Annotated in this window: 17 protein-coding genes; 6 read left to right on the plus strand and 11 right to left on the minus strand. The window is 68.6% G+C overall.

Features of this window, described 5'->3' with window-relative positions; translation table 11 throughout:
• Window positions 1–7: 7 nt before the first annotated feature.
• The 3 genes from BDD16_RS10290 to BDD16_RS10300 all read right to left on the minus strand — a co-directional run bounded on the left by BDD16_RS10290 (window position 8) and on the right by BDD16_RS10300 (window position 4,576).
• Complete coding sequence (locus tag BDD16_RS10290) at window positions 8–1,516, minus strand: ArnT family glycosyltransferase (RefSeq protein WP_179633863.1); 1,509 nt, start codon at window positions 1,514–1,516, stop codon at window positions 8–10.
• Between the two features lie 62 nt (window positions 1,517–1,578).
• Window positions 1,579–2,994, minus strand: a complete 1,416-nt coding sequence (locus tag BDD16_RS10295) for a D-amino acid dehydrogenase (RefSeq protein ID WP_375139068.1) — start codon at window positions 2,992–2,994, stop codon at window positions 1,579–1,581.
• Window positions 2,995–3,052: 58 nt separating this feature from the next.
• On the minus strand, window positions 3,053–4,576 hold the full coding sequence (locus BDD16_RS10300; RefSeq protein WP_179633865.1) for a sigma 54-interacting transcriptional regulator: 1,524 nt from the start codon (window positions 4,574–4,576) through the stop codon (window positions 3,053–3,055).
• A 149-nt stretch (window positions 4,577–4,725) separates the two neighbouring features.
• Here BDD16_RS10300 and BDD16_RS10305 point away from each other — a divergent pair, with 149 nt between their 5' ends.
• The gene (locus tag BDD16_RS10305; protein ID WP_179633866.1) at window positions 4,726–6,147 is read left to right on the plus strand and encodes a DUF4382 domain-containing protein; all 1,422 of its coding nucleotides are present in this window, start codon (window positions 4,726–4,728) and stop codon (window positions 6,145–6,147) included.
• A 22-nt stretch (window positions 6,148–6,169) separates the two neighbouring features.
• On the opposite strand, the gene BDD16_RS10310 is transcribed toward BDD16_RS10305, so the two are convergent.
• From BDD16_RS10310 to BDD16_RS10340, 7 genes are all read right to left on the minus strand, one after another.
• Window positions 6,170–7,564 (minus strand): sigma-54-dependent transcriptional regulator, encoded by a 1,395-nt coding sequence (locus BDD16_RS10310; RefSeq protein ID WP_179633867.1) that lies wholly within the window; start codon window positions 7,562–7,564, stop codon window positions 6,170–6,172.
• Complete coding sequence (locus BDD16_RS10315) at window positions 7,561–9,357, minus strand: sensor histidine kinase (RefSeq protein WP_179633868.1); 1,797 nt, start codon at window positions 9,355–9,357, stop codon at window positions 7,561–7,563. The genes BDD16_RS10310 and BDD16_RS10315 overlap by 4 nt, the downstream gene beginning before the upstream one ends.
• A 29-nt stretch (window positions 9,358–9,386) precedes the next feature.
• A complete protein-coding gene (locus BDD16_RS10320) occupies window positions 9,387–10,736 on the minus strand; it encodes a dicarboxylate/amino acid:cation symporter (RefSeq protein WP_179633869.1) in 1,350 nt (449 codons plus the stop codon).
• 238 nt (window positions 10,737–10,974) lie between these two features.
• Window positions 10,975–11,505, minus strand: coding sequence for an outer membrane lipoprotein YfiB (gene yfiB, locus BDD16_RS10325; protein ID WP_179633870.1), 531 nt, complete (start codon window positions 11,503–11,505; stop codon window positions 10,975–10,977).
• The gene (gene dgcN / locus BDD16_RS23310) at window positions 11,502–12,788 is read right to left on the minus strand and encodes a diguanylate cyclase DgcN/YfiN (protein ID WP_179633871.1); all 1,287 of its coding nucleotides are present in this window, start codon (window positions 12,786–12,788) and stop codon (window positions 11,502–11,504) included. Before dgcN ends, yfiB begins: the two co-directional genes overlap by 4 nt.
• Window positions 12,785–13,357: a regulatory sequestration protein YfiR gene (gene yfiR, locus BDD16_RS10335; RefSeq protein ID WP_179633872.1), complete on the minus strand. Its 573-nt coding sequence runs from the start codon at window positions 13,355–13,357 to the stop codon at window positions 12,785–12,787. Before yfiR ends, dgcN begins: the two co-directional genes overlap by 4 nt.
• 124 nt (window positions 13,358–13,481) lie before the next feature.
• Window positions 13,482–15,035 carry a methyl-accepting chemotaxis protein gene (locus tag BDD16_RS10340; protein ID WP_179633873.1) on the minus strand — a complete coding sequence of 518 codons (1,554 nt, stop codon included), beginning with the start codon at window positions 15,033–15,035 and terminating at the stop codon, window positions 13,482–13,484.
• 189 nt (window positions 15,036–15,224) lie between these two features.
• On the opposite strand from BDD16_RS10340, the gene BDD16_RS10345 reads away from it, so the two are divergent.
• From BDD16_RS10345 to BDD16_RS10365, 5 genes are all read left to right on the plus strand, one after another.
• Window positions 15,225–16,904 carry an FMN-binding glutamate synthase family protein gene (locus BDD16_RS10345; RefSeq protein WP_179633874.1) on the plus strand — a complete coding sequence of 560 codons (1,680 nt, stop codon included), beginning with the start codon at window positions 15,225–15,227 and terminating at the stop codon, window positions 16,902–16,904.
• A 237-nt stretch (window positions 16,905–17,141) separates the two neighbouring features.
• Window positions 17,142–17,849 carry a restriction endonuclease gene (locus tag BDD16_RS10350; RefSeq protein ID WP_179633875.1) on the plus strand — a complete coding sequence of 236 codons (708 nt, stop codon included), beginning with the start codon at window positions 17,142–17,144 and terminating at the stop codon, window positions 17,847–17,849.
• Between the two features lie 91 nt (window positions 17,850–17,940).
• Window positions 17,941–18,624: a hypothetical protein gene (locus tag BDD16_RS10355; protein ID WP_179633876.1), complete on the plus strand. Its 684-nt coding sequence runs from the start codon at window positions 17,941–17,943 to the stop codon at window positions 18,622–18,624.
• Entirely contained in the window at window positions 18,621–19,700 is a 1,080-nt protein-coding gene (locus BDD16_RS10360; protein WP_179632624.1) for an IS5 family transposase, read from the plus strand. The genes BDD16_RS10355 and BDD16_RS10360 overlap by 4 nt, the downstream gene beginning before the upstream one ends.
• 165 nt (window positions 19,701–19,865) lie before the next feature.
• Window positions 19,866–20,870 (plus strand): AIPR family protein, encoded by a 1,005-nt coding sequence (locus BDD16_RS10365; RefSeq protein WP_218897762.1) that lies wholly within the window; start codon window positions 19,866–19,868, stop codon window positions 20,868–20,870.
• Window positions 20,871–20,993: 123 nt separating this feature from the next.
• Here the strand turns inward: BDD16_RS10365 and uvrA are convergent, their stop codons facing one another.
• Window positions 20,994–26,717: an excinuclease ABC subunit UvrA gene (uvrA, locus tag BDD16_RS10370; protein WP_179633878.1), complete on the minus strand. Its 5,724-nt coding sequence runs from the start codon at window positions 26,715–26,717 to the stop codon at window positions 20,994–20,996.
• Window positions 26,718–26,774: the final 57 nt, after the last annotated feature.

Raw genomic sequence — 26,774 nt, forward strand, 5'->3', positions numbered from 1 at the left:
AGGGGAATCAGGGGCACCCGGGTGGAGGCGTGTCGACCACGGCGCGCCACAGGACGCCGTTGTTCCCCTTGTACACCTCCGCGAGCCCGGACAGGGCTGGCACGGGCTTCCACGCCAGGTCGGCGATGAACCAGACGGTGCCCGGTGTGCACAGCAGCGCTCCGGCCTGGTCGGTGCGCCAGAGCTGGCGTGCGGCGGCCGGCGGATCGAAACGCCCGGCGTCGAACAGCTCCTTGCGCCAGTTGTCGGTCCTGGGGAGGTTCGGGTCGTTCCAGTTCGACAGCACGATCGGCGGCCGTGTCAGCCCGGCGTAGAAGGGCACGTCGAAGAAGGCGCCGTCGACGAACACCACGCGGTCCTGTGGCTGGTGCTGCCGGGCCAGTGCGTCGCCGAGGTCGCGGTGCGAATGGGGCGCCTGCCAGGCCAGCGCGGCCACGAGGCCGACGCACAGCACGGCCGCCGCCGGCAGCACCTGGCGCCATGCCGACCCGCGCGCCACCGCCAGCCCCAGCAACATGCACAGCGGCGGGAGGGCGGGCAGGACATAGCCGACCAGCTTGGACGTCGGCATCGAGAAGAAGCCGGTGATGGCCACCAGCCACCACAGCACCAGACCGCGCTGCAGGCCCTGCGGTGGCGTGCGCCAGGCTGCCGGCAGCCACACGCTCCACGGCAGCGTCAGCAGCGGCAGCACGGCCACGTAGAACCACGCCGGCTGCGCGTTGTTGAAGCCGACCTGCGCGAAACGGCGGAAGTGCTGCTCCATGAAGAAGTAGTCGAAGAAGCCGGGGTAGCGGAGCTGCATCGCCACGAACCAGGGGGCTGCGATCAGCAGGAAGAGCCCCACCGCCAGCGGGTGCATCAGCCCCAGACACTGCCGCCAGCGCCGCTGCGCCAGCAGCCACGGCCCGACCACCAGCACCGGCAGCACCACGCCGATCAGCCCCTTGGCCAGCACGCCCAGCGCCATCGCGCCCCAGGCGGCGAGCAGCCAGCGCAGGTCGGTGCGCGCCGGGTCGTCCACCGCGCGCTGGCCGCAGAGGATGGCCACCGTGATCAGCCCCGCCACCAGCATGTCGTGGTTGGCGTACTGGCCGCCGATGAAGAAGAACGGCGTCGTCGCCATCACGCCCAGCGCGATCAGCGCCTCGCGCGGGCCGACGCGGCGGCGCAGGTCGAGGAACAGCGCCGCACCCATCAGCCACGCACCCAGCGCCGGCGCCACGCGGGCGGCGAAGGCATGGACACCCAGCAGCTGCATCCCGGCGATGTCCAGCCAGTACATCAGCGGCGGCTTGTGGAAGAAGGGCAGCCCGAGCAGCGTCGGCACCAGCCCGTCGCCGTGCAGCATCTCGCGGGCGACCTCGGCATAGCGCCCCTCGTCGGGCAACAGCAGCGGACGCAGGCCGGTGGTGAGCAGCAGCCACAGGGCCAGCAGCGCCAGCGTCCAGCCGGGGCCTGGCCGCGTGGTCGATGCCGCGGTGGTCGTGGTGGAGAGGGGGGCTGTGGGGGTCATCGCGAGGGCTGGTCCGGATGCCATTATCCGGGGCCCTCCCTGGGTAAACCCTCAGTCTGGATTCAGGTGGGGGTCTCTGCTGCCGCGTGGGCAGGGGTCGGGCTGTGCGGCTGGGTGCGGCCACCACGGCCATAGCGCGCCATCGTCAGCCCCTCCATGCTGATCTCGGGCGTGCGGCCGCTGATCAGGTCGGCCAGCACGCGGCCGGTGCCGGCGGCCATGGTCCAGCCGAGCGTGCCGTGGCCGGTGGAGAGCGACAGGTTGCGCAGCCGGGTGGCGCCGAGGATGGGCGTGCCGTCCGGCGTCATCGGGCGCAGGCCGCACCAGAACTCCGCCCGCGACACATCGCCGCCCTTCGGGAACAGGTCGGTGACGACGAACTCCAGCGTGCGGCGGCGGGCGGCGTCCAGATCGAGGTTGAAGCCCGAGAGCTGCGCCGTGCCGCCGACGCGGATGCGGTCGCCCAGGCGGGTCACGGCGACCTTGTGCGTCTCGTCCATGATGGTGGACTCGGGCGCCTGCGCTGCGTCGGTGATCGGCACGGTGATCGAGTAGCCCTTGACCGGGTAGACGGGGATGTGCAGCCCGAGCGGCTTGAGCATCTGCGTCGAGTAACTGCCCAGCGCCAGCACGGTGTGGTCGGCGGTGAGCGTGCCGCGGCTGGTGCGCACGCCGGTGATCTGGTCGCCCGCGTGGTCGATGCCCTGGATGTCGACGCCGAAGTGGAACTGCACGCCCAGCGCCCGCGCCGCGTCTGCCAGCCGGTTGGTGAACTGGAAGCAGTCGCCGGTCTCATCGCCCGGCAGGCGCAGGCCGCCGACGAACTTCTCCTGCACGCCCGCGAGTGCTGGCTCGTGCTGCAGGTAGCCGGCGCGGTCGAGCACCTCGAAGGGCACGCCGTGCTGGCGCAGGATCTCGGTGTCCTTGCCGATGCCGTCGAGCTGCTTCTGGGTGCGGAAGAGCTGCAGCGTGCCCTGGCTGCGCGCGTCGTACTGGATGCCGATGTCGGCGCGCAGCTCCTTCAGGCAGTCGCGGCTGTACTCGGCCAGCCGGACCATGCGCGCCTTGTTGACGCGGTAGGCGCGTTCGTTGCAGTTGGCCAGCATCTGCAGGCACCAGGTCCACATGCCCGGGTCGAGCAGCGGCTTGATGACCAGCGGGCTGTGGTGCATCAGCAGCCACTGGATCGCCTTCAGCGGCACGCCCGGCCCGGCCCACGGCGCGGAGTAGCCTGGGGAAATCTCGCCCGCGTTGGCGTAGCTCGTTTCCAGACCGGGACCGGGTTGCCGGTCGACCACCGTCACTTCGTGGCCGGAACGGGCCAGGTAGTACGCCACCGAGGTGCCGATCACCCCACTGCCAAGGACCAGGACGCGCATGTTGCTGTTCTCCAGAGTTGCCTGTTCAGCGCAATGACTGTGCCAAGGGACAACGCGGGGGAACGGCCCGGGCGGCAGGTCGATTTGTCTGTGAATCAATACGATTCAGGTGGCCAAATGGAATGATTTCAATACGGCGTATCGAAATCGTGGCGCGTCATCCCGCGCCGATGCCGTACTTCCGCAACCGCACCGCGATCGCCGAATGCGAGGTCCGCAGCCGCTCGGCCAGCTTGCGCGTCGAGGGATGGTCGCGGTAGAGCCGCTGCAGCAGCGCCTTCTCGAAACCGGCGACGGCGTCGTCCAGCGAGCCGATCTCTTCGACCGCCGGCGTGGTGCTGGTGTCTGCGGCGGGTGCCGGGGCGCTGCCGACAAACTCCAGATCCGCCGGCTCGATCACCGGCGCCTCGCTCAGCGTCACGGCGCGGAAGACGACGTTCTGCAGCTGCCGCACATTGCCAGTCCACGGATGCGCCAGCAGCGCCGCCGCCGCGGCCGCCCCGATGCGCGGCCGCGGCCGGCCGATCTGTGCACAGGCCCGCTCCAGAAACACCTGCGCCAGCGGCAGGATGTCCTCGGTGCGCTCGCGCAGCGGCGGCACCTGCAACTGCAGCACGTCGAGCCGGAACAGCAGGTCCTGCCGGAACGTGCCCGCGGCCACCATGTCCTCCAGCGAGCGGTGGGTGGCGCTGATGATGCGCAGGTCCGCCTTCAGCTCGCGCTCGCCGCCGACGCGCCGGAAGCTGCCGTCGTTGAGGAAGCGCAGCAGCTTGGCCTGCAGATAGGCCGACATCTCGCCCACCTCGTCGAGGAAGAGCGTGCCGCCGTCCGCCAGTTCCAGCAGCCCCGGCTTGCCACCGCGCAGCGCACCCGTGAAGGCGCCGCCGGCGTAGCCGAACAGCTCGCTCTCGGCCAGGCTCTCGGGCAGCGCGGCGCAGTTCAGCGCGAAGAAGGGCTGGTCCCGGCGGCGGCTGCCGGCGTGGCAGGCGTGGGCGATCAGCTCCTTGCCGGTGCCGGTCTCGCCGCGGATCAGCAGCGGCGCATCCACCGGCGCCATGCGCGCGGCGCGCTGCTTGAGCTGGCGGATCGCAGGCGAGTCGCCCAGGATCGTCTCGAAGCCGCCCGCGCCGTGGTTGCGCAGCGCGCTCAGCCGCTCGCCGAGGCGGTGCGGCGCGTGCAAGGTCAGCACCGCGCCGGCCACCGCGCCGCCCGCCTCGTGCAGCGCCACCGATTCGAGCAGGTAGGACTGGCCACCGAGCTGCACCTCGCTGCCCGCGCGTGGCGTGTCCGTCCGGTCGGTCAGGCCGGGCAGGGCGCGCCCGATCAGCGCCGACTCGGCCAGCCCGCTGGCGCTGACCGCCGCCGCATTCGCCACGACCACCACGCCCGCGGCGTCGACCGCCAGCACCGGGTCTTCCTGCGCCGCCAGCAGCGCGTCCAGATACAAGCGCCGCCGCGCGCCCGGCAGCATCGCCACCGCGCCGACCGACTGCACGCCCGCCACCCCCAGCAACTCGCCGCGCAGCTGCTCCAGCCCCTGCGCGTCCAGCGCGGGCGCTTCGAGGTAGACGTGCGGCGGCTCGACCTCGACCGCGGACACGTCCAGCGCCCGCTGCGCCAGCGTGGCGAGGATTTCCTGGGCGATGCCGACCCGGTCGGTGAAGAAGACGTCAATGCGCATGTCACGGATTCTGCGCGAATGAAAAGTTCGGTTAACCGGGGTAACGCCGTTCACTCCTGCATGGACAGGCGGCAAGAGCGGCCTCTACGATGCGAACGTGTGGGAAATTTTCCCATTTTGAACACCGCCATCCTCCCTGGAGCGCACCGATGCACCGCACCCGCCTGAACCAGTCCCTGATCCTGACCCTGTCGACGGCCGCACTGGCTGTGCTGGCCGCCTGCGGCGGTGGCGGCGACACGGCGTCCACCACGCCGACCGCGACCGCCTCGTCGGTCACGCTGCAGACCTACATCACCGACAACCTCGCCACTGAATATTCGAAGGTCTGGGTCACGGTCAAGAAGATCACCGCCACCGACAGCACCGGCGCCGTCGTCACGCTGCTGGACGCGACCGCGACGCCGGTCGTCGTCAACCTGTCCTCGCTGGCGGACGTGGGCCAGTTCATGTCGAGCGTGACGCTGCCGGCCGGCCTCTACACGCAGGTCGCGGTGACGCTGGGCAATGACGTGCAGCTCGTCTCGCTGGACGGCGCCACCACCGTGACCGGCCAGCTGGGCAGCGGCACCAGCGACTTCGTGTGGAACGTGCGCAACCTGCGCTTCGACACCGCCACCACCGGCCAGCTCGTGCTCGACTTCAACCTCGCCCGCTTCACCTACAGCGCCGCCACCGGCCTCGTGACGCCGCAGGTCGACGTGCTGACGCCGACCGACGCCTTCCGCAAGTTCGTGCGCCAGCAGGCCGAGGTGCATTGCACGGTGCAGAGCGTGGACACCACCGCCGGCACGATCACCGTCAACGACAGCCGCCTGGGCACGGGCGTGGTCGTCTCGCTCGCCACCGACGCGGTGATCACCAACGAGTCCACCGGCAGCACGCTGACGCTGGCCCAGCTCACCGCGGGCACCCGCATCGGCATCAAGGGCACGGTCACGCCGGGCGCCACCACTGCCGACCCGGTCACCGTGACGGCCACCGTTGTCCACGTCGAATCCGCCGTCACCCGCGCCCGTGGCGAGGGCACGGTCAGCGCCGTCAGCGGCTCGCTGGTCACGGTCAAGCTGAGTGACGCCAACTTCTTGCCCGGCAGCGACAGCGTGGTGGTCGACATCAGCACCGCCACCTTCCCGCACGGACTGGCCAGCGACCTGGTGGCGGGCGTGGCGGTGAGCTTCCGCGGGCAGGTCAGCGGCATCGGCTCGGCCGCGGTGATCACGGCGACGACCATGGACGTGCGCGGCGCGGCGTCGAACACGGCGCGCCAGGCGCATCCGGGCCGGACCTACGTCGGCAGCGGCGTGCGCGGCGCCGTGGGCACCGTCAACAGCGATGGCACGTTCACCTTCACGGTGAGCAGCGCCAGCGCCACCACCGCCGTGCCCGCCGGCACCTACACCGTCAACGCCGCCAGCGCGACCTACCACGACGGCACGGCGACCTGCCTGGTCGCCGGTGCCACGGTGAAGGTCGTCGGCACGCTCAGCGACACGACGCTGACGGCCACGGTGCTCGACGTGGCAGGCTGTGCCGGCCAGCCGCATTCGGCGCAGCACGGCAAGCGCTGAGCAGGCGCCGGGGGGGGGGGCGTCAGTCCTCCGCCCGGAACTCCGCCGGATCGATCTGCAGCCGGCGCCGCTTGTCGTAGAGCGTCTGCTTGGGTACGCCGAGCGCGCGGGCGGCGGCCGACACGTCGCCGAGGTGCTGGCGCAGCGCCTCGGTGATCAGCACGCGCTCCACCTGCTCGACCTGCTCGGGCAGCGTGCGCTGCGGCGCCTGCAGGCCGGCGGCGCCCAGCGCGCCGGTGATGTCGTCGCCGAGCAGGCCGAGCACGAAGCGGTCGGCGACATTGCGCAGCTCGCGCACATTGCCCGGCCAGTGGTGCGCCATCAGCGCGGCCAGCACGGTACCGTCGACCACTGGCGCCGGCAGGCCGTAGCGGCGCGCCGACTGCAGCGTCAGGTGCTCGAACAGCAGCGGGATGTCCTCGCGCCGCTCGCGCAGCGGCGGCAGTTCGATGAAGGCGACGCCGAGCCGGTAGTACAGGTCGGCCCGGAACTTCTTCTGCTCGCTCAGCAGCCGCAGGTCTTCCTTGCTCGCGGCGATGACGCGGCAGTCGACGGCCACCGGATCGTTCGAGCCGACGCGCTCGATCGAGCGCTCGTGCAGCGCCCGCAGCAGCTTGACCTGCACCGCCAGCGGCATGCTCTCGATCTCGTCGAGGAAGAGTGTGCCGCCGTGGGCGTGCTCGAACTTGCCGATGCGCCGGCGCACCGCGCCCGTGAAGGCGCCGACCTCGTGGCCGAACAGCTCGCTCTCGACCAGGTTGTCCGGCAGCCCGCCGCAGTTGACCGGCACGAAGTGGCCGCGCCGGCGGGCGCTGTGGTCGTGCAGGCAGCGGGCGACGAGGTCCTTGCCGGTGCCGGTCTCGCCGTAGATCACCACGTCGGCCGGTGCGGCGGCCAGCGCCCGCACCCGCTGGCGCACCCGCTCCATCTGCGCCGAGCGGCCGATGAGGGTGGCCTGGATGCCCTGCCAGCCGTCGAGCTGGCGGCGCAGCGTGTGCACCTCCATCAGCAGCTGGCGTTGGTCCGCGGCGCGCCGCACCACCGACACCAGCCGCTCCGACGAGCAGGGCTTCTCGATGAAGTCGTAGGCGCCGTCCTGCACCGCCTGCACCGCCATCGCGATGTCGCCGTGGCCGGTGATGAGGATGACGGGCAGCTCGGGGTCGAGCGCGTGCAGCTCGCGCAGCCACTCGGTGCCGGTCATGCCCGGCAGCCGCACGTCGCAGACGACGACGATGGGCAGGCCGGCCTGCACCTGCGCGCGCGCCTGCTCGACGCTGCCGTGGGCGTCCACGGCGAAGCCGGCCAGGTCCAGCGCCTGCACGCTGCCGAGGCGGACGTCCTCGTCGTCCTCGACGTAGACGATGCGGATCGGGTGGGCCGAGGGAACGCTCGGGACGGGACGGGCAGTGCTCATGCGGGTTCGGGACGCTCGGGGCGTTCAGGGACGGCGGGCAGCTCGATGGTGAACGCGACCCCCGACGGAGCGAGGTTGCCCCCGTGCAGCCGACCGCCGAAGCCCTGCACGAGTCGCGCCGAGAGCACCAGCCCGAGGCCCAGGCCCTTGCCGGCCGGCTTCGTGGTGACGAAGGGCTCGAACAGGCGGGACAGCACCTCGGGGGTGATCGCCGGGCCATTGTTGCCGAGGACGAGCACGACCTGGTCCCCTTCCCGGCGGGCGCGCAGCGTGATGGCGGGCGCCGGTGTGCCCGCCAGCGCATCGACCGCGTTGGTCAGCAGGTTGACCAGCACCTGCTCCAGCCGCATCGCATCCGCCATGGCCTTCAGCTCGGGCGGCTCCACCGCCACGGTCACGGCGATGTCCGCCTCGCGCAGCCGCGGTGTCAGCCCGAACAGCGCGTCGCCGATGACCTTGTGCACGGTGACCGGGGCCGGCGGCTCGATCGTCTTGTGCGCAAACGCCTTGAGCTGGTAGGTGATGCGGCCCAGGCGCTCGACGAGGTGGCTGATGCGCACGAGGTTGGCGCGCGCCTCGGGCAGGCGCTGGTGGTCGAGCAGCACGGCGGCGTTGTCCGACAGCGTGTGCAGCGCGGCCAGCGGCTGGTTGAGTTCGTGGACGACGCCCGCCGACATCTGGCCCAGCGCGGCGAGCTTGCCGGCGTGGACCAGATCGGCCTGCGCGGCGCGCAGCTCGGCGGTGCGGGCCTGGACCATCTGGTCGAGCGAGTCGTGTGCGGCCTGCAGCGCGGCGCGGGTGGCGCGCTGCTGGCGGATCTCGCGCCGCGCCTGCCACGCGACCACGGCCAGCAGCAGCAGCACGGCGGCGGCCAGGGCCGCACTGAGCGCGGTGTTGCGGGCGGAGGCCTGCGCGGCGGCTTCGGTGTCGAGCAGCAGCAGGCGCCAGCGGCCGTGGTTGATCGGGCGTTCGCTGGCCAGGTAGGCGGTGCCCTCCACCTGCACGCGCGTGACGCCGTCCGAGACGGGCTGGCGCGCCTGCCAGGCCAGCGGGTTCAGATCGGCGCTGCCGTAGCGGCGTGCCTGCGCGGCTTCGGCGCGGGCTTCGGCCGTCAGGGGCTGGAGCGGGCGGAATTTCCACGCCGCACGCGACGCCAGGATGACCACACCACGTTCGTCCACCACCAGCAGCTCGCCCGGCAGCCGCGGCCACTCGCGTTCGGTGGCTTCGAGGTCGATCTTGACGGCGGCGACCCCCTGCGCCCGGCCGTGGCGCGGCAGCGCGAACGAGCGGTAGTAGCCGGCGCGTCCGCTGGTGACGCCGACGCCGTAGAACTGGCCTTCGCCGCGCGCCAGCGCGTCGTGCACGTAGGGGCGCCACGACAGGTCCTGGCCGAAGGGCGTGCCCGGCTGCTGCCAGTCGGCCGAGGCGACCACGGTGCCGGCGGTGTCGATGACGTAGAGGATGTCGGCGCCGGCGATGGCGTCGAGCGCGTGCAGCGTGCGGCTGACCTGCGCGCGCAGGGCGGGGTCGGCGGGTGCAGCGAGCAGCTGGAACACCTCGGACGAGGTTTCCAGCAGCGCGGGCAGGTAGTCGAAGCGGGCCAGCTCGCCGTCCAGCCGGGCGGCGGTCACGTCCAGCCGGTGGCGGGCCAGCTCGCCGGTGCGCTGCAGGCCGAGCTGCAGCGCCACGGCATGGGCGCCCCAGGCCACGGCGCCGATCAGCGCCAGCGCGAGCGCCGCCCAGGGCAGCAGGGTGCGTGAACGCCAGGACCGGGAGTGGAGCGGGACCATGGCGCCGAGCGTACCCGGTTCGCCGCGTGTCAGCGGGCGGTGGCCGGGGCGACCGGCATGTGGTGGTCGATGGCGTCGATCACCTGCTCCGGCGCATTCGCGTCGGCGGCCGTCTCGTGGTCCAGCACGGCGGCCATGCGCGCGGTGTCGAGGTCACCCGTCCACTTGCCGACGACGACCGTTGCCACGCCGTTGCCGACCAGGTTGGTCAGCGCGCGGGCTTCGCTCATGAAGCGGTCGATGCCGAGGATCAGCGCGAGCCCCGCCACCGGGATGCCGCCCACCGCCGACAGCGTGGCCGCCAGCACGATGAAGCCCGAGCCGGTCACGCCGGCCGCGCCCTTGGACGTCAGCAGCAGCACCAGCAGCAGCGTGATCTGCTGCTGCAGCGTCATCGGCGTGTTGGTGGCCTGCGCGATGAAGACCGCGGCCATCGTCAGGTAGATCGAGGTGCCGTCCAGGTTGAACGAGTAGCCGGTCGGGACCACCAGGCCGACGGTCGACTTGCGCACGCCGAGGTTTTCCAGCTTGGCCATCATGCGGGGCAGTGCGGCCTCCGACGAGCTGGTGCCCAGCACGATCAGCAGCTCTTCCTTGATGTACTTGATGAACTTCCAGATCGAGAAGCCGTGCAGTTTCGCGATGGTGCCCAGCACGACGAAGACGAACAGGAAGCAGGTCAGGTAGAAGGTGCCCATCAGCTTGCCCAGCGACAGCAGCGAGCCGACGCCGTACTTGCCGATGGTGAAGGCCATCGCGCCGAAGGCGCCGATCGGAGCGACTTTCATGATGGTGCCCACGATGACGAAGAGCACGTGCGAGAGCTTCTCGATGAAGTCGAAGATCAGCGTGCCGCGGCCGCCGAAGCGGTGCAGCGCGAAGCCGAACATCACCGCGATCAGCAGCACCTGCAGCATCTCGCCCTTGGGGAAGGCATCCACGACCGTGTTCGGGATGATGGCCAGCAGGAATTCGACCGTCGTCTGCATCTTGCCCGGCGCGGTGTAGGCGGCGATGCCCTTGGTGTCGAGCGTGGCTGGGTCGATGTTCATGCCCGCGCCCGGCTGGACGAGGTTGACGATGACCAGGCCGATCACCAGCGCCAGACTGGAGACGATCTCGAAGTAGAGCAGCGCGTAGCCGCCGGTCTTGCCGACCTTCTTCATGTCCTCCATGCCGGCGATGCCGACCACCACCGTGCAGAAGATGATCGGCGCGATGATCATCTTGATCAGCTTGATGAAGCCGTCGCCGAGCGGCTTGAGCGCCACGCCCGTGTCGGGGGCGAAATGGCCGATCAGCACGCCGATCAGGATGGCGGCGAGGACCTGGATGTAGAGGGATCGGTAGAAGGGCAGGCGTGGGGTGGCGGGTTGCATGGCGTCTCCAGTCGTTGTGGGCGACGTCGCGCGGAAAGTCGCGCGAAGTCCCCGGCCAAATGCAACCTCGATGCCAGGGCCGCCGGGCTGGTACTTGCGCGCCAACCCATTGATCCGATTGAGATTTTTTCGGAGATGCCGGTGCTGGTCCTCGGTGAAACCGTGCTGGCTCCGCGGGGAGCGTCCGGGCCGCCATACACCGGAATCCGGGTAAACCCGAATCCCCTGCCGCAGAGACTCAGTCGCCGCGCACCAGGACCACCACGCGGCGGTTCTGCGTGCGGCCGGCTTCGGTCGCGTTGTCGGCGATGGGCATGGTGGAACCGACGCCACGGATCTCGATGCGGGCTGCGGGCAATCCGCGGGCCGTGAATTCGCGCGCCACCACCTCGGCCCGCCGGGTGGACAGGCGGCGGTTGTACTCGTCGCCGCCGATGTTGTCGGCATGGCCCTCGATGCGCAGGCGGGTCAGGTCCTCCTTGCGCAGCGTGTCGGCGATGCCGGTGACGGTCTGCAGGCCGTCGGGGCCCAGGCGCTCGTCGTTGAACGAGAACAGCACCTTGCCGGCCAGGTTCAGCTCCCAGCCTTCGGTCACTTCGGCGAAGCCCATCTGGCGCAGCGCCGTGACCTGGGCGGGCGAGAAACGCGCTGGCGGTGCGGGCGGCGGCGGGGTGGCACAGCCGGTCAGCGTCAGCGTGACGACGAGGGCGAGGGCGCCGGCCGCCCCCAGGCTGCGGCGCCGGGCCGGATGGTGGTCATGTCGTGTCATTGCGCGATCTTGTCGTGGGGGGTGGGGTAGGGGGTGCCCTGTCCGGTCAGGGGCTTGTGCCGTGCACGCTTGCCGGCGTGCTTGGCGCGGTACATGGCCCGGTCGGCGGTGTCGAGCAGGGCCGGGATGGTGTCGCCATCCAGCGGGTAGGTGGCCATGCCGGCGCTCAGGCCGCAGTGGAAGTGGCCGTGCTCGTCGAGATCGAAGGACTGCGTCATCAGGCTGTGGATCTTCTGGCCGACGCGGCGCGCATCGTCCACGCTGCGCAGCGGGTGCAGCAGCACGGCGAACTCGTCGCCCCCCAGCCGCGCCACCACGTCGGTCTCGCGCACGGCGGTGCGCAGCCGGTCGGCCATCATCGTCAGCAGGCGGTCGCCGGCGGCGTGGCCGGCCGTGTCGTTGACTGCCTTGAAGCCGTCCGCATCGAGGAAGAGCACGGCCAGGTGCCCGCCACGCGCGCCGGTGCTGTTCAGCGCTTCCTGCAGGCGGCGCTCGAACTGCGAGCGGTTGGCCAGCCCGGTCAGCTCGTCGTGCCAGGCCTTGTGCGCCAGCAAGTCATTGTCGGACTGCAGGCGCCGGTGGGTGGCCAGCAGCTCGGCCTGCCCGAGCTGCACCTCGTCGAGCATGGCATTGAAGTCCTCGCTGAGCGCCTGCAGCTCGGCGATGCGGGCGGGGGGCGCGCGCCGGTCGTAGGTGCGTTCGCTGCGGATCGAGCGTGTCAGTGCGGCGAGCTGGTTGATCGGCTCGATGAGCGAGCGCTCCATGCGCCGCGTCATCAGCGTGCCGGCGGCCAGCGAGGCCCCGATGCACAGCACGGCCCCGACGGCGCCATAGACCAGCAGCCAGGCGTACAGCGTGCCGTCGCTGCGCACGCGGACCAGGCCGATGGTGCGGCCGTCCAGCAGCACGGGCGAGCGGGCCTCGCTGTGCATCAGCACCTCGCCGACGCGCCGCATCAGGCGATCGACCGGTCCGCTGTCGGGCGTGACGTGGCTGGCCAGCACGGCACCGTCGGGCAGCAGCACCCGCGCGTCCACCAGCCCTTCGCGCCCGGCGATGTCGCGCAGCAGCTCTCCCGCCGTCTGCTCGTCCCGGAACGTGATGGCCGCCTCGACCGAGTAGCTCAGCGTGCGGGCCACCAGCTCCAGGTGGCGCTCCTGCACGCCGCTCATCAGGACATGCGCGATCACCGCCAGCGTGCACCCGAAGGTCATCACCGCGGCGCTCGCCACCCGCAGATGGCCGCGCCGCAGCAGTTTCTGGAAGGTGGCAGGCCGGGTCATGGGGTCCCTCCCGGGCGTGGCTGGCCGATCTTGAGCACCTGCGGATGCACATGCAGCCCGCTGCGTGCGACGGCGTCGAGGTTGACCTCCACCCGCAGGTCGTTCTGGCGTGGCACCAGGCAGAACATGCCGCCGCGGCTGCAGAAATCGGTGCCTTCGCCCATGCTCAGCACCGGGCGGCCAGTCAACTGGGGCAGCGGCTCGATCGCGGGTGCCCCGGCACCCAGCCAGACTGCATCGCAGTCGGGTGGCAGTGCATCGGCGAGATCCAGCAGCCGCACGGGGGCGAGCTTGCCCGGTGGGGCGCTGTCCTGCAGCGTGCGCAGGTCGGTGGCGGCGCTGCTGCGTTCGCTGACGCACAGGGACAGGGGCCGCGCTGGCCGCTGCGGCCAGCGGGTGTGGGCCAGGATGCCGAGCACGGCATCGGCCACGGTGAGCCGCAGCGCGTTCGGGTAGGGGGCAGCGGCTGCGGTGTCCGTGACGGAGGGCGCCGACCAGGCGGCCGATGACAGGGTCATCCAGCCCAGTCCGACCACACGGCCGAGCCCGGCGCGCCAGCGCAACAACATGTCCTGCAATCCGATCCTGAAATGAGAGGCGGTCTCTGTCGGACCGGTGTTGGCTCATTGTGTGAGCCTGCTACCGGACTGGCAAGTACCACCCGCCATCCGATCGGGCGGGCTGCCGGATCCATCACACTCGGTCTGGCGCGGTGTCCTCGATCTGGAACTTGTGCACAGCGTCGCTGAGCCGCAGCGATTCGTCGCGCAGGCTGTCCGCGGCGGCCGAGCTTTGCTCGACCAGGGCGGCGTTCTGCTGGGTGGCATCTTCGAGTTGCCGCAGGGCCTGGCCGATCTGGCGGATGCCGAGATTCTGTTCGTCGGAGGCGGTGGCGATGCGCGCGATGATGTCGGAGACCTGGCGCACTGCGGTCACGAGTTCGCTGATCGTGCTGCCGGCGTCGCGCACGAGCTGGGCGCCGTGGTCGACCGTCGTGACCGAGGCGCTGATGAGCGACTTGATCTCGCGCGCGGCTTCGGCCGAGCGCTGGGCGAGCGAGCGCACCTCGCTGGCGACCACCGCGAATCCGCGGCCCTGCTCGCCCGCCCGCGCCGCTTCCACCGCGGCGTTGAGTGCCAGGATGTTGGTCTGGAAGGCGATGCCGTCGATCACGCCCGTGATGTCGCCGATGCGGCGGCTGGAGGCCGTGATCTCGTCCATGTTCTGCACCACCCGCGCCACCACGGCACCGCCGCGCGTGGCGGTTTCTGCCGCCGTGGCGACGAGCTGGTGGGCCTGCACGGCGGCGTCGGCGCTGTTCTGCACGGTGCTGGTGAGCTGTGACATCGAGGCGGCGGTTTCCTGCAGGCTGCCGGCGGTCATCTCGGTGCGGCGGGACAGGTCCGCATTGCCGACCGCGATCTCGGCGCTGGCCGTCTGCATCGACGATGCGCCCGAGCGCACGTCGTGCACCAGCACACGCAGCGCGGCCGCCATGTGGGCCAGTCCGCGCATCAGGTCGCCCATCTCGTCCTGGCGGGCCGTGTCGGCCCGGTAGCCGAGATCACCGCCGGCGATCCGGCCGGTGGCCTCCAGCACCTGCCGGACCGGCCGCAGGATGGCGCGTGCGGTCAGCAGCGTCGAGACCACCAGCAGGGCCGCAAGTCCCAGCATCACTGCACCGACCACCGTCACCGTCTGGCGCTGCTGCGTGGCACTGTGTTCGGCGATGGTGCTGGCCTGGCGAAACTGCAGCGCCACGGTTTCGCGCTGCGCGCCGATGTAGGCCGCCAGCGAGTCGCGCAGGCGCGCCATCTCGGTTTCGGGCACCGCGGTGCCGGCGCTGCGGGCCGCGCCGAGCTGCTTGCGCAGATCGACATAGACCTTGCGCGCCTGGCTGACCTTCTCCAGCGCGGCCACTTCCTCGGGCAGCGTCGACTGGGCCTCGACCGTCTTCTGCAGCGTGCTGATGCGCGCGGAGGTCGCCTCGATCTCGGGTTTCAGCCGGGCGCCCAGCCCCGCGTCGGAGCTGCCGAGTGCGGCCAGTGCGCGGGCGGCATTGGCCTCGGTCAGCCCGGCCCACTGGGTGGTCTTGTCGAGCTTGTCGAACTGGGTGGCCAGGGCCGTGCGGGTTACCTCGATCTGGGCATGGCTGTGCAGGACGGCCCAGCCTTCGACCAGCAGCAACAGGCCGGTGACGAGCAGCGGGGGGAGCCACAGACGGGCGGAGATCGACAGAGACTTCATGGTGGGGGACTCTTGCGCTGGTGCGGGCCAGCGATACTGTTCGGTCCCGTGGATGATCTGCGCGGGATCTCCTGCCAGTTCATTCGAAGTCCACCCCCAACACGGGTCATTTCCGGAGGAGGGCGGGCGGATGGGCCGCCATCATGGGCCGCCCTGCCCACGGCTGCGACCTCTTTCCAAGGAACTCCCATGCCCGCCTGGCTGACCGCGCTGGACCGCTACTTTCCCATCCGCTATCTGGTCATGCTCTGCTGCGGTGCCATGGTGCTGGGTGGCGGGATCGGCTGGTGGGCCCACCACCTGGGCCCCTGGACTGCGCTCGTCGGCCTGGCGGGTCTGGGCATCGGCGTGCGCGACCTGCGCCAGCCGCAGCGCTCGGTGCTGCGCAACTACCCGGTGATCGGGCACCTGCGCTACCTGCTCGAATTCATCCGTCCCGAGATCCGCCAGTACTTCATCGAGAGCGACAACGAGGCCGCGCCCTTCTCGCGCCAGCAGCGCTCGCTCGTCTACCAGCGCGCCAAGGGCGACCCCGACAAGCGCCCCTTCGGCACCCAGCTCGACGTGCACCAGGAAGGCTTCGAGTGGCTCAACCATTCGCTGGCCCCCACCACGCTGACCTCGCACGATTTCCGCGTCACCATCGGCGCGGGCCGCGCGCAACCCTACAGCGCCAGCGTCTTCAACATCTCGGCCATGAGCTTCGGCGCGCTCAGCGCCAACGCCATCCTCGCGCTCAACGGCGGCGCCAAGCAGGGCGGCTTCATGCACGACACCGGCGAAGGGTCGATCAGCGCCCACCACCGCACCCACGGCGGCGACCTCGTCTGGGAGATCGGCTCCGGCTACTTCGGCTGCCGCGACGACGCCGGCCGCTTCAGCGAAGAGCAGTTCGTCGCCAACGCCACCGACCCGCAGGTGCGCCTGATCGAGGTGAAGCTGTCGCAAGGCGCCAAGCCCGGCCACGGCGGCGTGCTGCCCGGCCCGAAGGTGACGATCGAGATTGCGCAGGCGCGCGGCGTGCCGGTGGGGGTGGACTGCGTCTCGCCCGCGGCGCACAGCGCGTTCTCGACCCCGGTCGAACTGCTGCAGTTCCTCGACCGGCTGCGCACGCTCTCGGGCGGCAAGCCGGTCGGCTTCAAGCTCTGCATCGGACACCCGTGGGAGTGGTTCGCGATCTGCAAGGCGATGCTCGCCACCGGGCTGCGGCCGGATTTCATCGTCGTCGATGGCGGCGAAGGGGGCACGGGGGCGGCGCCGCTGGAGTTCACCGACCACGTCGGCGCGCCGCTGCAGGAGGGGCTGCTGCTGGTCCACAACACGCTGGTCGGGCTGAACCTGCGCCAGCACATCCGGCTCGGCGCCTCCGGCAAAATCGTCAGTGCCTTCGACATCGCCCGGGCGATGGCGCTGGGCGCGGACTACTGCAACTCGGCGCGCGGCTTCATGTTCGCGCTCGGCTGCATCCAGGCCCAGCACTGCCACACCGGCCAGTGCCCCACCGGCGTGGCGACGCAGGACCCCGGCCGCCAGCGCGCCCTCGTCGTGCCCGACAAGATCGAGCGCGTGCGCCGCTTCCACGAGAACACGCTGCACGCGCTGCAGGAGCTGGTCCAGGCCGCCGGTCTGCGCCATCCGGGCGAGATCACCGCCGGCCACATCGTGCGCCGCGTCAGCAACGACCAGGTGCGGTTGCTGCGCAACCAGCTGTGCTTTCTCCAGCCGGGCGAGCTGCTGCGCGCCGAGCGGGGCGAATGCGACTGGCCGCACAAGGTCTACGAGATCTACTGGCCGCTCGCGCAGGCCGGGTGTTTTGCGCCCACCGACCCGAGCGATACCGCGCTGACGGTGCGCGAAATGGCGACCTGAGCAGGTCCCGCACGTCCTGCACCCGGCTGCGCGTGCCGCGCAGGCTGTGACGTCCGCCGCACTTGCCGGGTTCGGGGCGTGAACTATTGCGCGCGAATTTGCTGCTTCTGGAAAATCCGCTGCCTGCGGATGCACAGCGCGCGGGGCGCTCCCTAGACTGCGGCGGTCCCTGCCGGGCTGTTCAGATTTCCCAAAACGACAACTACAAGACAGCCGGCCGCCGCCTCCGCGACGTGCATGTCCGCTCCCCCGATTTCCCCGATCCCCACGTACGACCGCTTCATCGAGCCGTTGCTGCGCTTGCTCGCCAGCCGGCCCGAGGGAGTGCCTGCGCGTGAGGCGCACGAAGCCGCCGCCGATGCGCTCGGGCTGGACGCGGCGGCGCGCCAGCAGTTGCTGTCGAGCGGCGCGCAACTGGTTTACAAGAACCGCGCCGGCTGGGCGCATGACCGGCTCAAGCGCGCCGGGTTGTCGGACAGCCCGCGGCGCGGCTGGTGGCAACTGACGGAGGCCGGGCGGCGTTTCGTGGCCGAGCATGCCGGGCCGCTGAGCGCCGAGCAGGTCGCGACGCTGGCGATGTCGCACATCGACACGCGGCTGCTGCGGCCCGTCGGCGGCTCGGGCGACGCGGGCATCGACGGGATCATTTCGCTGGACCGGCTCGGGCTGGAAAAGGTCTATGTGCAGGCCAAGCGTTGGCAGGGCACGGTCGGGCGGCCCGAGATCCAGGCGTTCTACGGCGCACTGGCGGGGCAGCGGGCCAAGAAAGGCGTCTTCATCACCACGTCGGGCTACACCGCGCAGGCGCTGCAGTTCGCGCAATCCGTCGAGGGCATCGTGCTGGTGGACGGGGTGCGGCTGGCGGGGTTGATGGTGGATCACGAAGTAGGGGTGACGGCGCGGGTGTTGAAGGTGCCGAAGGTGGATATGGATTATTTTGAGTAATAAGCGCGAATTCTTCGGGTAATTTAATTTGATTGATTGGGTAAAAATGTCTCAGCTAAAAGTAAATCAGGTCCGACAAAGAATTGTCGAAATGTTTGAGCCGCACTTGGATCTTTCCGATGTTCCAGCTCATGATAGTGATCGAGAAAGTAAAATTCTGAGCCGCTGCCTAGCTGCTTTAGCTGTCCATGTCCGCTCTGGATGCGATGAAAGGGCTGCCGCTCAGTGCATTTGGGATGGTGCTGACGATAATGGAATAGATGCTGCTTATTATGATTCTGGAGATAATAGGGTAATACTCGTTCAGTCTAAGTGGATAAAAAAAGGATCGGGAGAACCGGAGGCGGCAGATATTGGGACTTTTACAAAGGGTGTGGGGGATGTTGTTGAGCAGAATTGTGATGATTTTCACGTTAGGCTGCATGATAGATTAACAGAAATAAGTGGTAGGCTCAGAACGCCCGGGGTGTCTGTTCATGTGATAGTCGTGAGTACTGGCGCTAGCAAACTGGCGTCTCACGCGATGAGTAGGTTAAATAAATTGCTCGTCAATCTCAATGGGGAGGATTATCAGGATGATCCTATTGCAACCTACGAAGTTATGGGTTTGTCGGAGGTTTATGCGAGCTTGGTTGATGATCCATTGAATGGAAATCTTGGGTTGGAGGCGACAATATTTGATTGGTCTTATGTTGCGTCACCTTATAGGGCACTTCTAGAAACCGACCCTGACCGCCGCCTGAGCCGCGCGCTGCGGCAAGATACCGCCCCATGATCACACCCCGCACCAAGCCATCGAGCTTCTTTCCTGAGGAGGCCGCGGACGACCTGTTCGTGGTGCAGCAGCGCAAGGCCAAGCTGGAGGGCTACGTACAGACGCTGGCGGCGATGGACGAACTGATCGACTTCGCAGCGATGGCCGCGGCGGTGGACAAGGCCTGCCCTCGCGCTGACCGCAGCAAGGGCGGACGCCCGCCGTACCCGACCGAGGCGCTGGTGCGCATGGTGTTCCTGCAAGGGCTGTACAACCTGTCGGACGAGCAGTGCGAGCACCAGGTGCTGGACAGGATGAGCTTCCAGCGGTTCTGCCGGCTGGACGGCGCGCTGAACATTCCGGACGCACGCACGCTGTGGAACTTCCGGCAGCGGCTGGCCGAAGGCGGGCTGGGAGGCCGGGCGATTTTCGAGGCGTTGAGCCAGCAGTTGCAGCGGCACGGCTTCATCCCGAGGGGCGGGCAGATCGTGGACGCCAGCATCGTGCAGGCGCCGATCACGCAGGCCAACGCCCGGGAGCGCGATGCGCTGAACAAGGGGGAGGCGCCCGAGGGCTGGAGCAAGAAGCGCCTGGCGCACACCGACCGGGACGCGCGCTGGACGCAAAAGCACGGCAAGTCGTACTACGGCTACAAGCTGCACGGCAACGTGGACGCACGCTACAAGCTGATCCGCCAGATGAAGATCACGGCGGCCAACGCCGACGACGGACAGCAACTGCCCGACGTGCTGCAGGTGGCGAACACGCGCAAGCGGCTGCTGGCCGACCGGGGCTACGACAGCGCGGCCAACCGTCAGACGCTGCAGCAGCACGGACTGGCCGACGGCATCGCGCGTCGCGCCAAGCCAGGGCAGACGGCCAAGGTTCGACTCAAGCAGCGCAACAAGACGATCAACCGCACGCGGGCGCGGGTCGAGCACGTGTTCGCGGCGCTGAGCCAGCAGGGCGGCAAGTGCGTGCGGGCGATGACGCTGGCGCGCAATGCGCTGGCGATCACGCTGCAGTGCGCGGCCTACAACGCGCGCAGGCTGGTGTGGCTGGTCAAGAGCGCAGGTCCGTCCGCACAGCCCGCGTGAGGGGAAAAACCCCGTCGCGGGGCACCGCGGCGGCGGGGACAGGGGCTCGCCGCCGTCATCCACTGCTCGTCTGAGCTGGATTTGTGCAGGCTCAGACCAGGTTCAGGGCTGCAGGGCCGGTTTCTAGAAGTGCCCTATAGGGCATATTTTGGAATGATTGATGGTTTGCAATTGAAGAACTGGTGGGTTAAACATGGAAAGAGATTGGTCGCTAAAAATATTAGACACTCCCTTGGAAATACCGATGTTAATCTGCAAATAAGACAAACATCATTGGATAGCCCAGATTTATTTTGGTACTTCAATAATGGAATAACAATGATTGCTGATCGCACTGACAGGGCTCCCGCAGGTGCTGCGGCGCGATCGGCTGGCAATTTTATTTTTAAAGGAGCATCCATAGTTAATGGTGCTCAAACTGTAAGTACATTGGGTAGAATATCTGAAGATGAAAAGTTGGGAATAGTTAGAGTTCCTTTTCGAGTAATTCTTTTGTCTGGTGCCCCAGAGGATTTGGGGCAGAAGATTACAAGGGCTAATAATCTTCAGAATCGAATAGAGTCGAGAGATTTTGTTGCGCAGGATCCGGAGCAAACAAGGCTTCGGCAGGAAATGGCAATTGAGAAGGTTGACTATCAATTTGTTCGGGGTGATGATGCTTCGTTGGGTGTAAACTCTTGCGAACTTCTAGAGTTAACGGCTGCTTTGGCGTGTGCGTCTGGGGATTCTTCCTTGGCTGTTCAGGTTAAGACTGGTATTGGTCGTTTCTTTGTTGACTTAAAGAAGGCTCCATATAAGACTTTATTTAACCCATCTGTGAGTGGTGCGAAGGCATTTAATTGTGTTTTGGTGTTGCGTGCAATAAATAATTGGATTGATGATAAAAAATTGGGCATGGTAAAGAAGAGCGGGACTGAATGGGGTGTCCTTGTTCATGGAAATATGATTTTGACTGCAGCTATTTTTGCAAAGATACCGAGCAATAAACTTGATTGCCCTATTGCTGATTTTAGAAAAGAACTTGCTTTATTAGATATCGATGGTATTTCTGGTTCGGCTCTTGAAAAAATGGTTGATAAAATTAAGAAAGAATATGCAAATAATTTCTTGGCTGTTCTTTTTAAGAACCCAACTATGAGCCGCAGCGTTTACGGGTCAGGAGTCGCTTGATGTGATTGAAATTGGTGCAAGACACGGGCGAGCATCTCCCTGTCAACCTTATTCCGGCTGACAGGGACTTATTCAATAAAATATGAATAGTGTGTGCTGCGGCTTTCCGGCCGCCGTACGCCATCAGCGCCTGAGCACCGACTTCAACGCTACCCCCGTGTGACTCTTGCTCTTCACCACCGCCTCAGGCGTCCCGGTAATCACGACCTGCCCCCCACCTGAGCCCCCCTCCGGCCCCAGATCAATCACCCAATCCGCCTCCGCAATCACATCCAGGTCATGCTCAATGACCACCACACTGTGCCCCGCATCCACCAGCCGATGCAGCACCCGAATCAGCTTCTCCACATCCGCCATGTGCAGCCCGACGGTCGGCTCGTCGAGCACATAGAGCGTGTGCGGCGCCCGCTGCCCGCGGCGGGTCACGTCGTCGCGGACCTTGCTCAGCTCGGTGACGAGCTTGATGCGCTGGGCCTCGCCGCCGGAGAGGGTGGGTGAGGGCTGGCCGAGGGTGAGGTAGCCCAGGCCGACGTCCTGGAGCAACTGCAGCGGGTGGGCGATGCTGGGCATCGAGGCGAAGAAGCCGACGGCCTCGTCCACCTCCATCTGCAGCACGTCGCCGATGCTCTTGCCGCGCCACGTCACCGCCAGCGTCTCGGGGTTGAACCGCGCCCCGTGGCACAGGTCGCACGGCACCTTCACGTCCGGCAGGAACGCCATCTCGATCGTGCGCAGCCCCTGGCCCTCGCAGCCGGGGCAGCGCCCGTCACCGGTGTTGAAGCTGAAGCGCCCGGCGGCGTAGCCCCGCGCCTTGGCTTCCAGCGTCTCGGTGAAGAGCTTGCGGATGGTGTCCCAGAAGCCGATGTAGGTGGCGGGGCAGGAGCGCGGGGTCTTGCCGATGGGGGTCTGGTCCACCTCCAGCACGCGGTCGATGTTGCTCCAGCCCTCCAGCCCGGTGCAGCCGACCCACGCCGGGCGTTCGCCGGCCTTCTTCCCCGCGAGCTTGTGCGCCACGATCGCCTGCACGTTGGCCAGCAGCACGTCGCGCGCCAGCGTCGATTTGCCCGACCCCGACACGCCCGTCACCGCCACCAGCCGCGCCAGCGGCACCTCCACGTCCACGTGCTGCAGGTTGTGCAGCGACGCCCCGCGCAGCGTCAGCACCGGCCCGTCCGGCTCGACCGGGCGGCGCGGGCGGGTGGGGTGCTTCAGCGGGGCGTTGAGGAAGCGGCCGGTGATCGAGTCGGGGTTGGCCATCAGCTCGGCGGCGGTGCCCTGCGCGGTGACCTGGCCGCCGCGCTTGCCGGCGCCGGGGCCGATGTCGATGATGTGGTCGGCGCGGCGGATGGTGTCCTCGTCGTGTTCGACCACGACCAGCGTGTTGCCGGCGCTGCCGAGCTTGTGCAGCGCGTCGAGCAGGATGCGGTTGTCGCGCGGGTGCAGGCCGATGGTCGGCTCGTCGAGCACGTAGCACACGCCCTGCAGGTTGCTGCCGAGCTGCGCGGCGAGCCGGATGCGCTGCGCCTCGCCGCCGGAGAGCGTGGGCGCGGCGCGGTCCAGCGTCAGATAGCCCAGCCCCACGTCGCCGAGGAAGCTAAGCCGGTTGCGGATCTCGGTCACCACGTCGCGGGCGATCGCGGACTCGCGGCCGTCGAGCTTGTGCGCCTCGATCCAGCGCCGGCCGTCGTCCACCGACTTGGCCGCCACCTCCGCGATCGACGCCTCGCGGAAACGCACCGCCCGTGACACCGGGTTCAGCCGCGCCCCAGCGCAGGTGCCGCAGGTCTTGTCCTCCGCCAGCCCCTCGACCTCCGGCTCGGCAAACGTCTTCTCGCGACCCTTGTCGCCGTCGTCCTTCACGCTGTCGTCGAGCGCCTTGCGCTGCTCGCCGGTCAGCGTCAAGCCGGTGCCGACGCACTCGGGGCACCAGCCGTGTTTGCTGTTGTAGCTGAACATGCGCGGGTCCAGCTCGGGGTAGCTGGTGCCGCAGGTCGGGCAGGCGCGCTTGGTGGAGAACACCTTGGCCTTGCTGCGGAACGCGGTGGACAGGAAGCCCGCCGCCAGCGACAAGGACAGCGACTTGGCGGTCAGCGCCGACTTGAGCGGCGTCAGCAGGTGCAGCACGCCCTTGCCATGCTCCAGCGCCTCGGCCAGCGCCGCCCGCAGCCGTGCCTCGTTCGACACATCGACCAGCAGGTCCGCCACCGGCAGCTCGATCGTGTGCTCCTTGTAGCGGTCGAGCTTGGGCCAGGCGTCGGTCGGCAGGAACTCGCCGTCCACCCGCAGGTGTGCGTAGCCCTTGCCCTTGGCCCACTTGGCGAGGTCGGTGTAGACGCCCTTGCGGCCGATCACCAGCGGCGCGAGCAGACCGATGTGCTGACCGCGGTGGTCGCGCAGCAGTTGCGCAGCGATGGACTCGGGCGTCTGAGGCTGCACGGCGACCCAGTCCTCGGGCGGCGCGTGGAAGTCGCTGCAGGTGGGGCAGTACTGCGTGCCGAGCTTGACGTACATCAGCCGCAGGAAGTGCCAGACCTCGGTGGTCGTCGCCACGGTGCTCTTGCGCCCGCCGCGCGAGAGGCGCTGCTCGATGGCGACGGTCGGCGGGATACCCCAGACGGCGTCCACCTCGGGGCGACCGGCCGGCTGCACGATGCTGCGGGCGTAGGCGTTCAGGCTCTCCAGGTAGCGGCGCTGGCCTTCGTTGAAGAGGATGTCGAAGGCGAGCGTCGATTTGCCGGAGCCGGAGACGCCGGTGATGACGGTGAACTTGCCACGGGGGATGTTGACGGACAGGCCCTTGAGGTTGTGCTCGCGGGCGTTGACGATCTGGATCTGGTCGTCGTGGGCAAGCCGGGCGCGGTCGCGACGGGCCTTGACGAGGGTCTGCAGCGGCACGCCTTCCTCGACGCGCAGGCCGCCATGCCCGAGCGCGGTTTCGTACTCGCGCAGCGATTTCCCCGTGTGGCTCGTCGGATGCGCGCGCAGATCAGCCGGCGTGCCCTCCGCCACCAGCTCGCCCCCCGCCTCGCCGCCTTCCGGCCCGAGGTCGACGATCCAGTCGCTGGCGCGCACCACGTCGAGGTTGTGCTCGATCACCAGCAGGCTGTGCCCGGCTTCGAGCAGCTTGCGGAACGCCCGCATCAGCTTGGCGATGTCGTCGAAGTGCAGGCCGGTGGTTGGCTCGTCGAACAGGAACAGCGTGCCCTTCTTGGCCAGCTTCTGCTTCGTCGCGCTGGCGTTCTTCGCGGCTTCGGCGAGGAAGCCGGACAGCTTCAGCCGCTGCGCCTCGCCGCCCGAGAGCGTGGGCACCGGCTGGCCGAGCTTGACGTAGTCGAGGCCCACGTCCGCCAGCGGCTGCAGCGCCCGCACCACCTCGCGGTCCTGCGCGAACAGCCGCACCGCGTCGGCGACGGTCAGCTCCAGCACGTCGGCGATGGACATCTGCTTGCCCAGCCGCTCGATCTTCACCTCGCGGATCTCGGCGCGGTAGCGCGTGCCGTCGCAGTCCGGGCAGCGCAGGTAGACGTCGCTGAGGAACTGCATCTCGACGTGCTCGAAGCCCGAGCCGCCGCAGGTCGGGCAGCGGCCGTCGCCGGCATTGAAGCTGAACATGCCGGCGGTGTAGCTGCGCTGCTGTGCCTCCGGCAAGGCGGCGAACAAGTCGCGGAGCGTGTCGAAGGCGCCGACGTAGCTGGCGGGGTTGGAGCGCGCCGTCTTGCCGATAGGGCTCTGGTCGACGAACACCGCGTCGCTCAGCCAGTCCGCGCCGAGCATCCGGTCGTGTTCGCCGGGCGTCTCGGTGGCCTGCCCGAAATGCCGCGCCAGCGCCGGGGCCAGCACGTCCTGAATCAACGACGACTTGCCCGAGCCGCTCACGCCCGTGACGCAGACGAGGCGCTGCAGCGGGAACTCGACCGTCACGTTCTTCAGGTTGTGTTCGCGCACGCCTTCGAGCACGAGGCGCGGCGTGCTGTCCAGGACTGGCCGCGCCAGCCCCAGGCCGATCGTGCGCCGCGCCCCGAGGTAGGCGCCGGTCAGCGTCTCGGCGCCTTTCAGGTCTTCGGGCGTGCCATCGAAGACGATGCGCCCGCCTTGGGTGCCGGGGCCGGGGCCGAGGTCGATGATGCGGTCGGCGGCGAGCATCACGGCCGGGTCGTGTTCGACCACCACCAGCGTGTTGCCCGCGTCGCGCAGCCGCGCCATCGCCTGGTTGATGCGGTCCATGTCGCGCGGGTGCAAGCCGATCGACGGCTCGTCCAGCACGAACAGCGTGTTCACCAGCGAGGTGCCGAGCGCGGTCGTCAGGTTGATCCGCTGCACCTCGCCGCCCGACAGCGTGCGGCTCTGCCGGTCCAGCGACAGGTAGCCCAGGCCCACATCGCACAGGTATTTCAGCCGCGTGCGGATCTCGTCGAGCAGCAATTCGAGCGCGTCGTCCAGCAACTGCGACGGCAGGTCCAGCCCGTCGAAGAAGCGCCGCATCCGGTCGATCGGCAGCAGCATCAGGTCGTGCAGGCTCAGCCCCGGCAGCGCCTCAAGCTGCGCCCGCGACCACTTCACGCCGACCGGCAGGAAGCGCTTCTCCGCCGGCAGCGCCAGATCCGCCTGCCCCTTCTCGCCGAGGCGCCACAGCAGCGATTCCAGCTTCAGCCGCGCCCCGCCGCAGACGCCGCAGGGCGTGTAGCTGCGGTACTTCGACAAGAGCACGCGGATGTGCATCTTGTAGGCCTTGCTCTCCAGGTACTCGAAGAAGCGCCGGATGCCGTACCACTGCTTGCTCCACTCGCCCTTCCAGTCCGGCGAGCCGTCGATCACCCAGGCCTGCTGCGCCGGGCTGAGCTGGCTCCAGGCGGTGTCGCGCGGAATGCCGGCGTCGCCCGCGTACTTGATCAGGTCGTCCTGGCACTCCTTCCAGGCCGGCGTCTGCAGCGGCTTGACCACGCCGCTGCGCAAGGTCTTGCGGTGGTCGGGCATCACCAGCCCGAAGTCCACCCCGATCACCCGCCCGAAGCCCCGACACGTCTCGCAGGCGCCAAACGCCGAGTTGAACGAGAACATCGACGGCTGCGGCGCGCTGTAGCGGCGCTCGGACTCAGGGCAGTGCAGCCCTTGGCTGTAGCGCCAGACTTCGGCGGTCTCGTCGGCGCCGGCGTAGACGTTGCAACGCCCACTTCCTCGCTTCAACGCCGCCTCCAGCGCCTCCACCACCCGCACCTTCTCCGCATTCGAGAACCGGAACCGGTCCGCCACCACGTCCAGCACCTTGCGCGGCCCGGTCGGTGTGGCGACCACGCGCTCGGCCTGCACGCGGGTGTAGCCGCTGGCGGACAGCCACTGCTCGACTTCCTCGGGCGTGACCGTGGCCGGCAGCTCGACCGGGAAGGTGATCACCAGCCGCGGATCGCCCGCCGCGGCACTGCGCTGCTGCAGGTCCAGCCAGATGCTCTGCGGATCGTCCTCGCGCACGGCTTGCGCGGTGTCCTGGTCGAACAACTGCGCCGCGCGGGCGAACAGCAGCTTCAGGTGGTCGTTCAGCTCCGTCATCGTCCCGACCGTGGAGCGGCTGGTGCGCACCGGGTTGGTCTGGTCGATGGCGATGGCCGGCGGCACGCCTTCGACCGCATCCACCGCGGGGCGGTCCATCCGGTCGAGGAACTGGCGCGCGTAGGCGGAGAAGGTCTCGACGTAGCGCCGCTGGCCTTCGGCGTAGAGCGTGTCGAAGACCAGCGAGGACTTGCCCGACCCGCTCGGGCCGGTGACGACCGTCAGCTCGCCCGTGCGGATGTCGAGGTCGAGGTTCTTGAGGTTGTGCTGGCGGGCGCCACGGATTCGGATCAGGCCGGTCATCGGGAATGCTCTCGCTGGGCGGAAGCGGAACATTCTAGGGATGCAGCCGTCCGGGCG

Origin of the sequence: Sphaerotilus montanus, from assembly GCF_013410775.1 — a bacterium.
In the GTDB taxonomy this organism is placed as follows: domain Bacteria; phylum Pseudomonadota; class Gammaproteobacteria; order Burkholderiales; family Burkholderiaceae_C; genus Sphaerotilus; species Sphaerotilus montanus.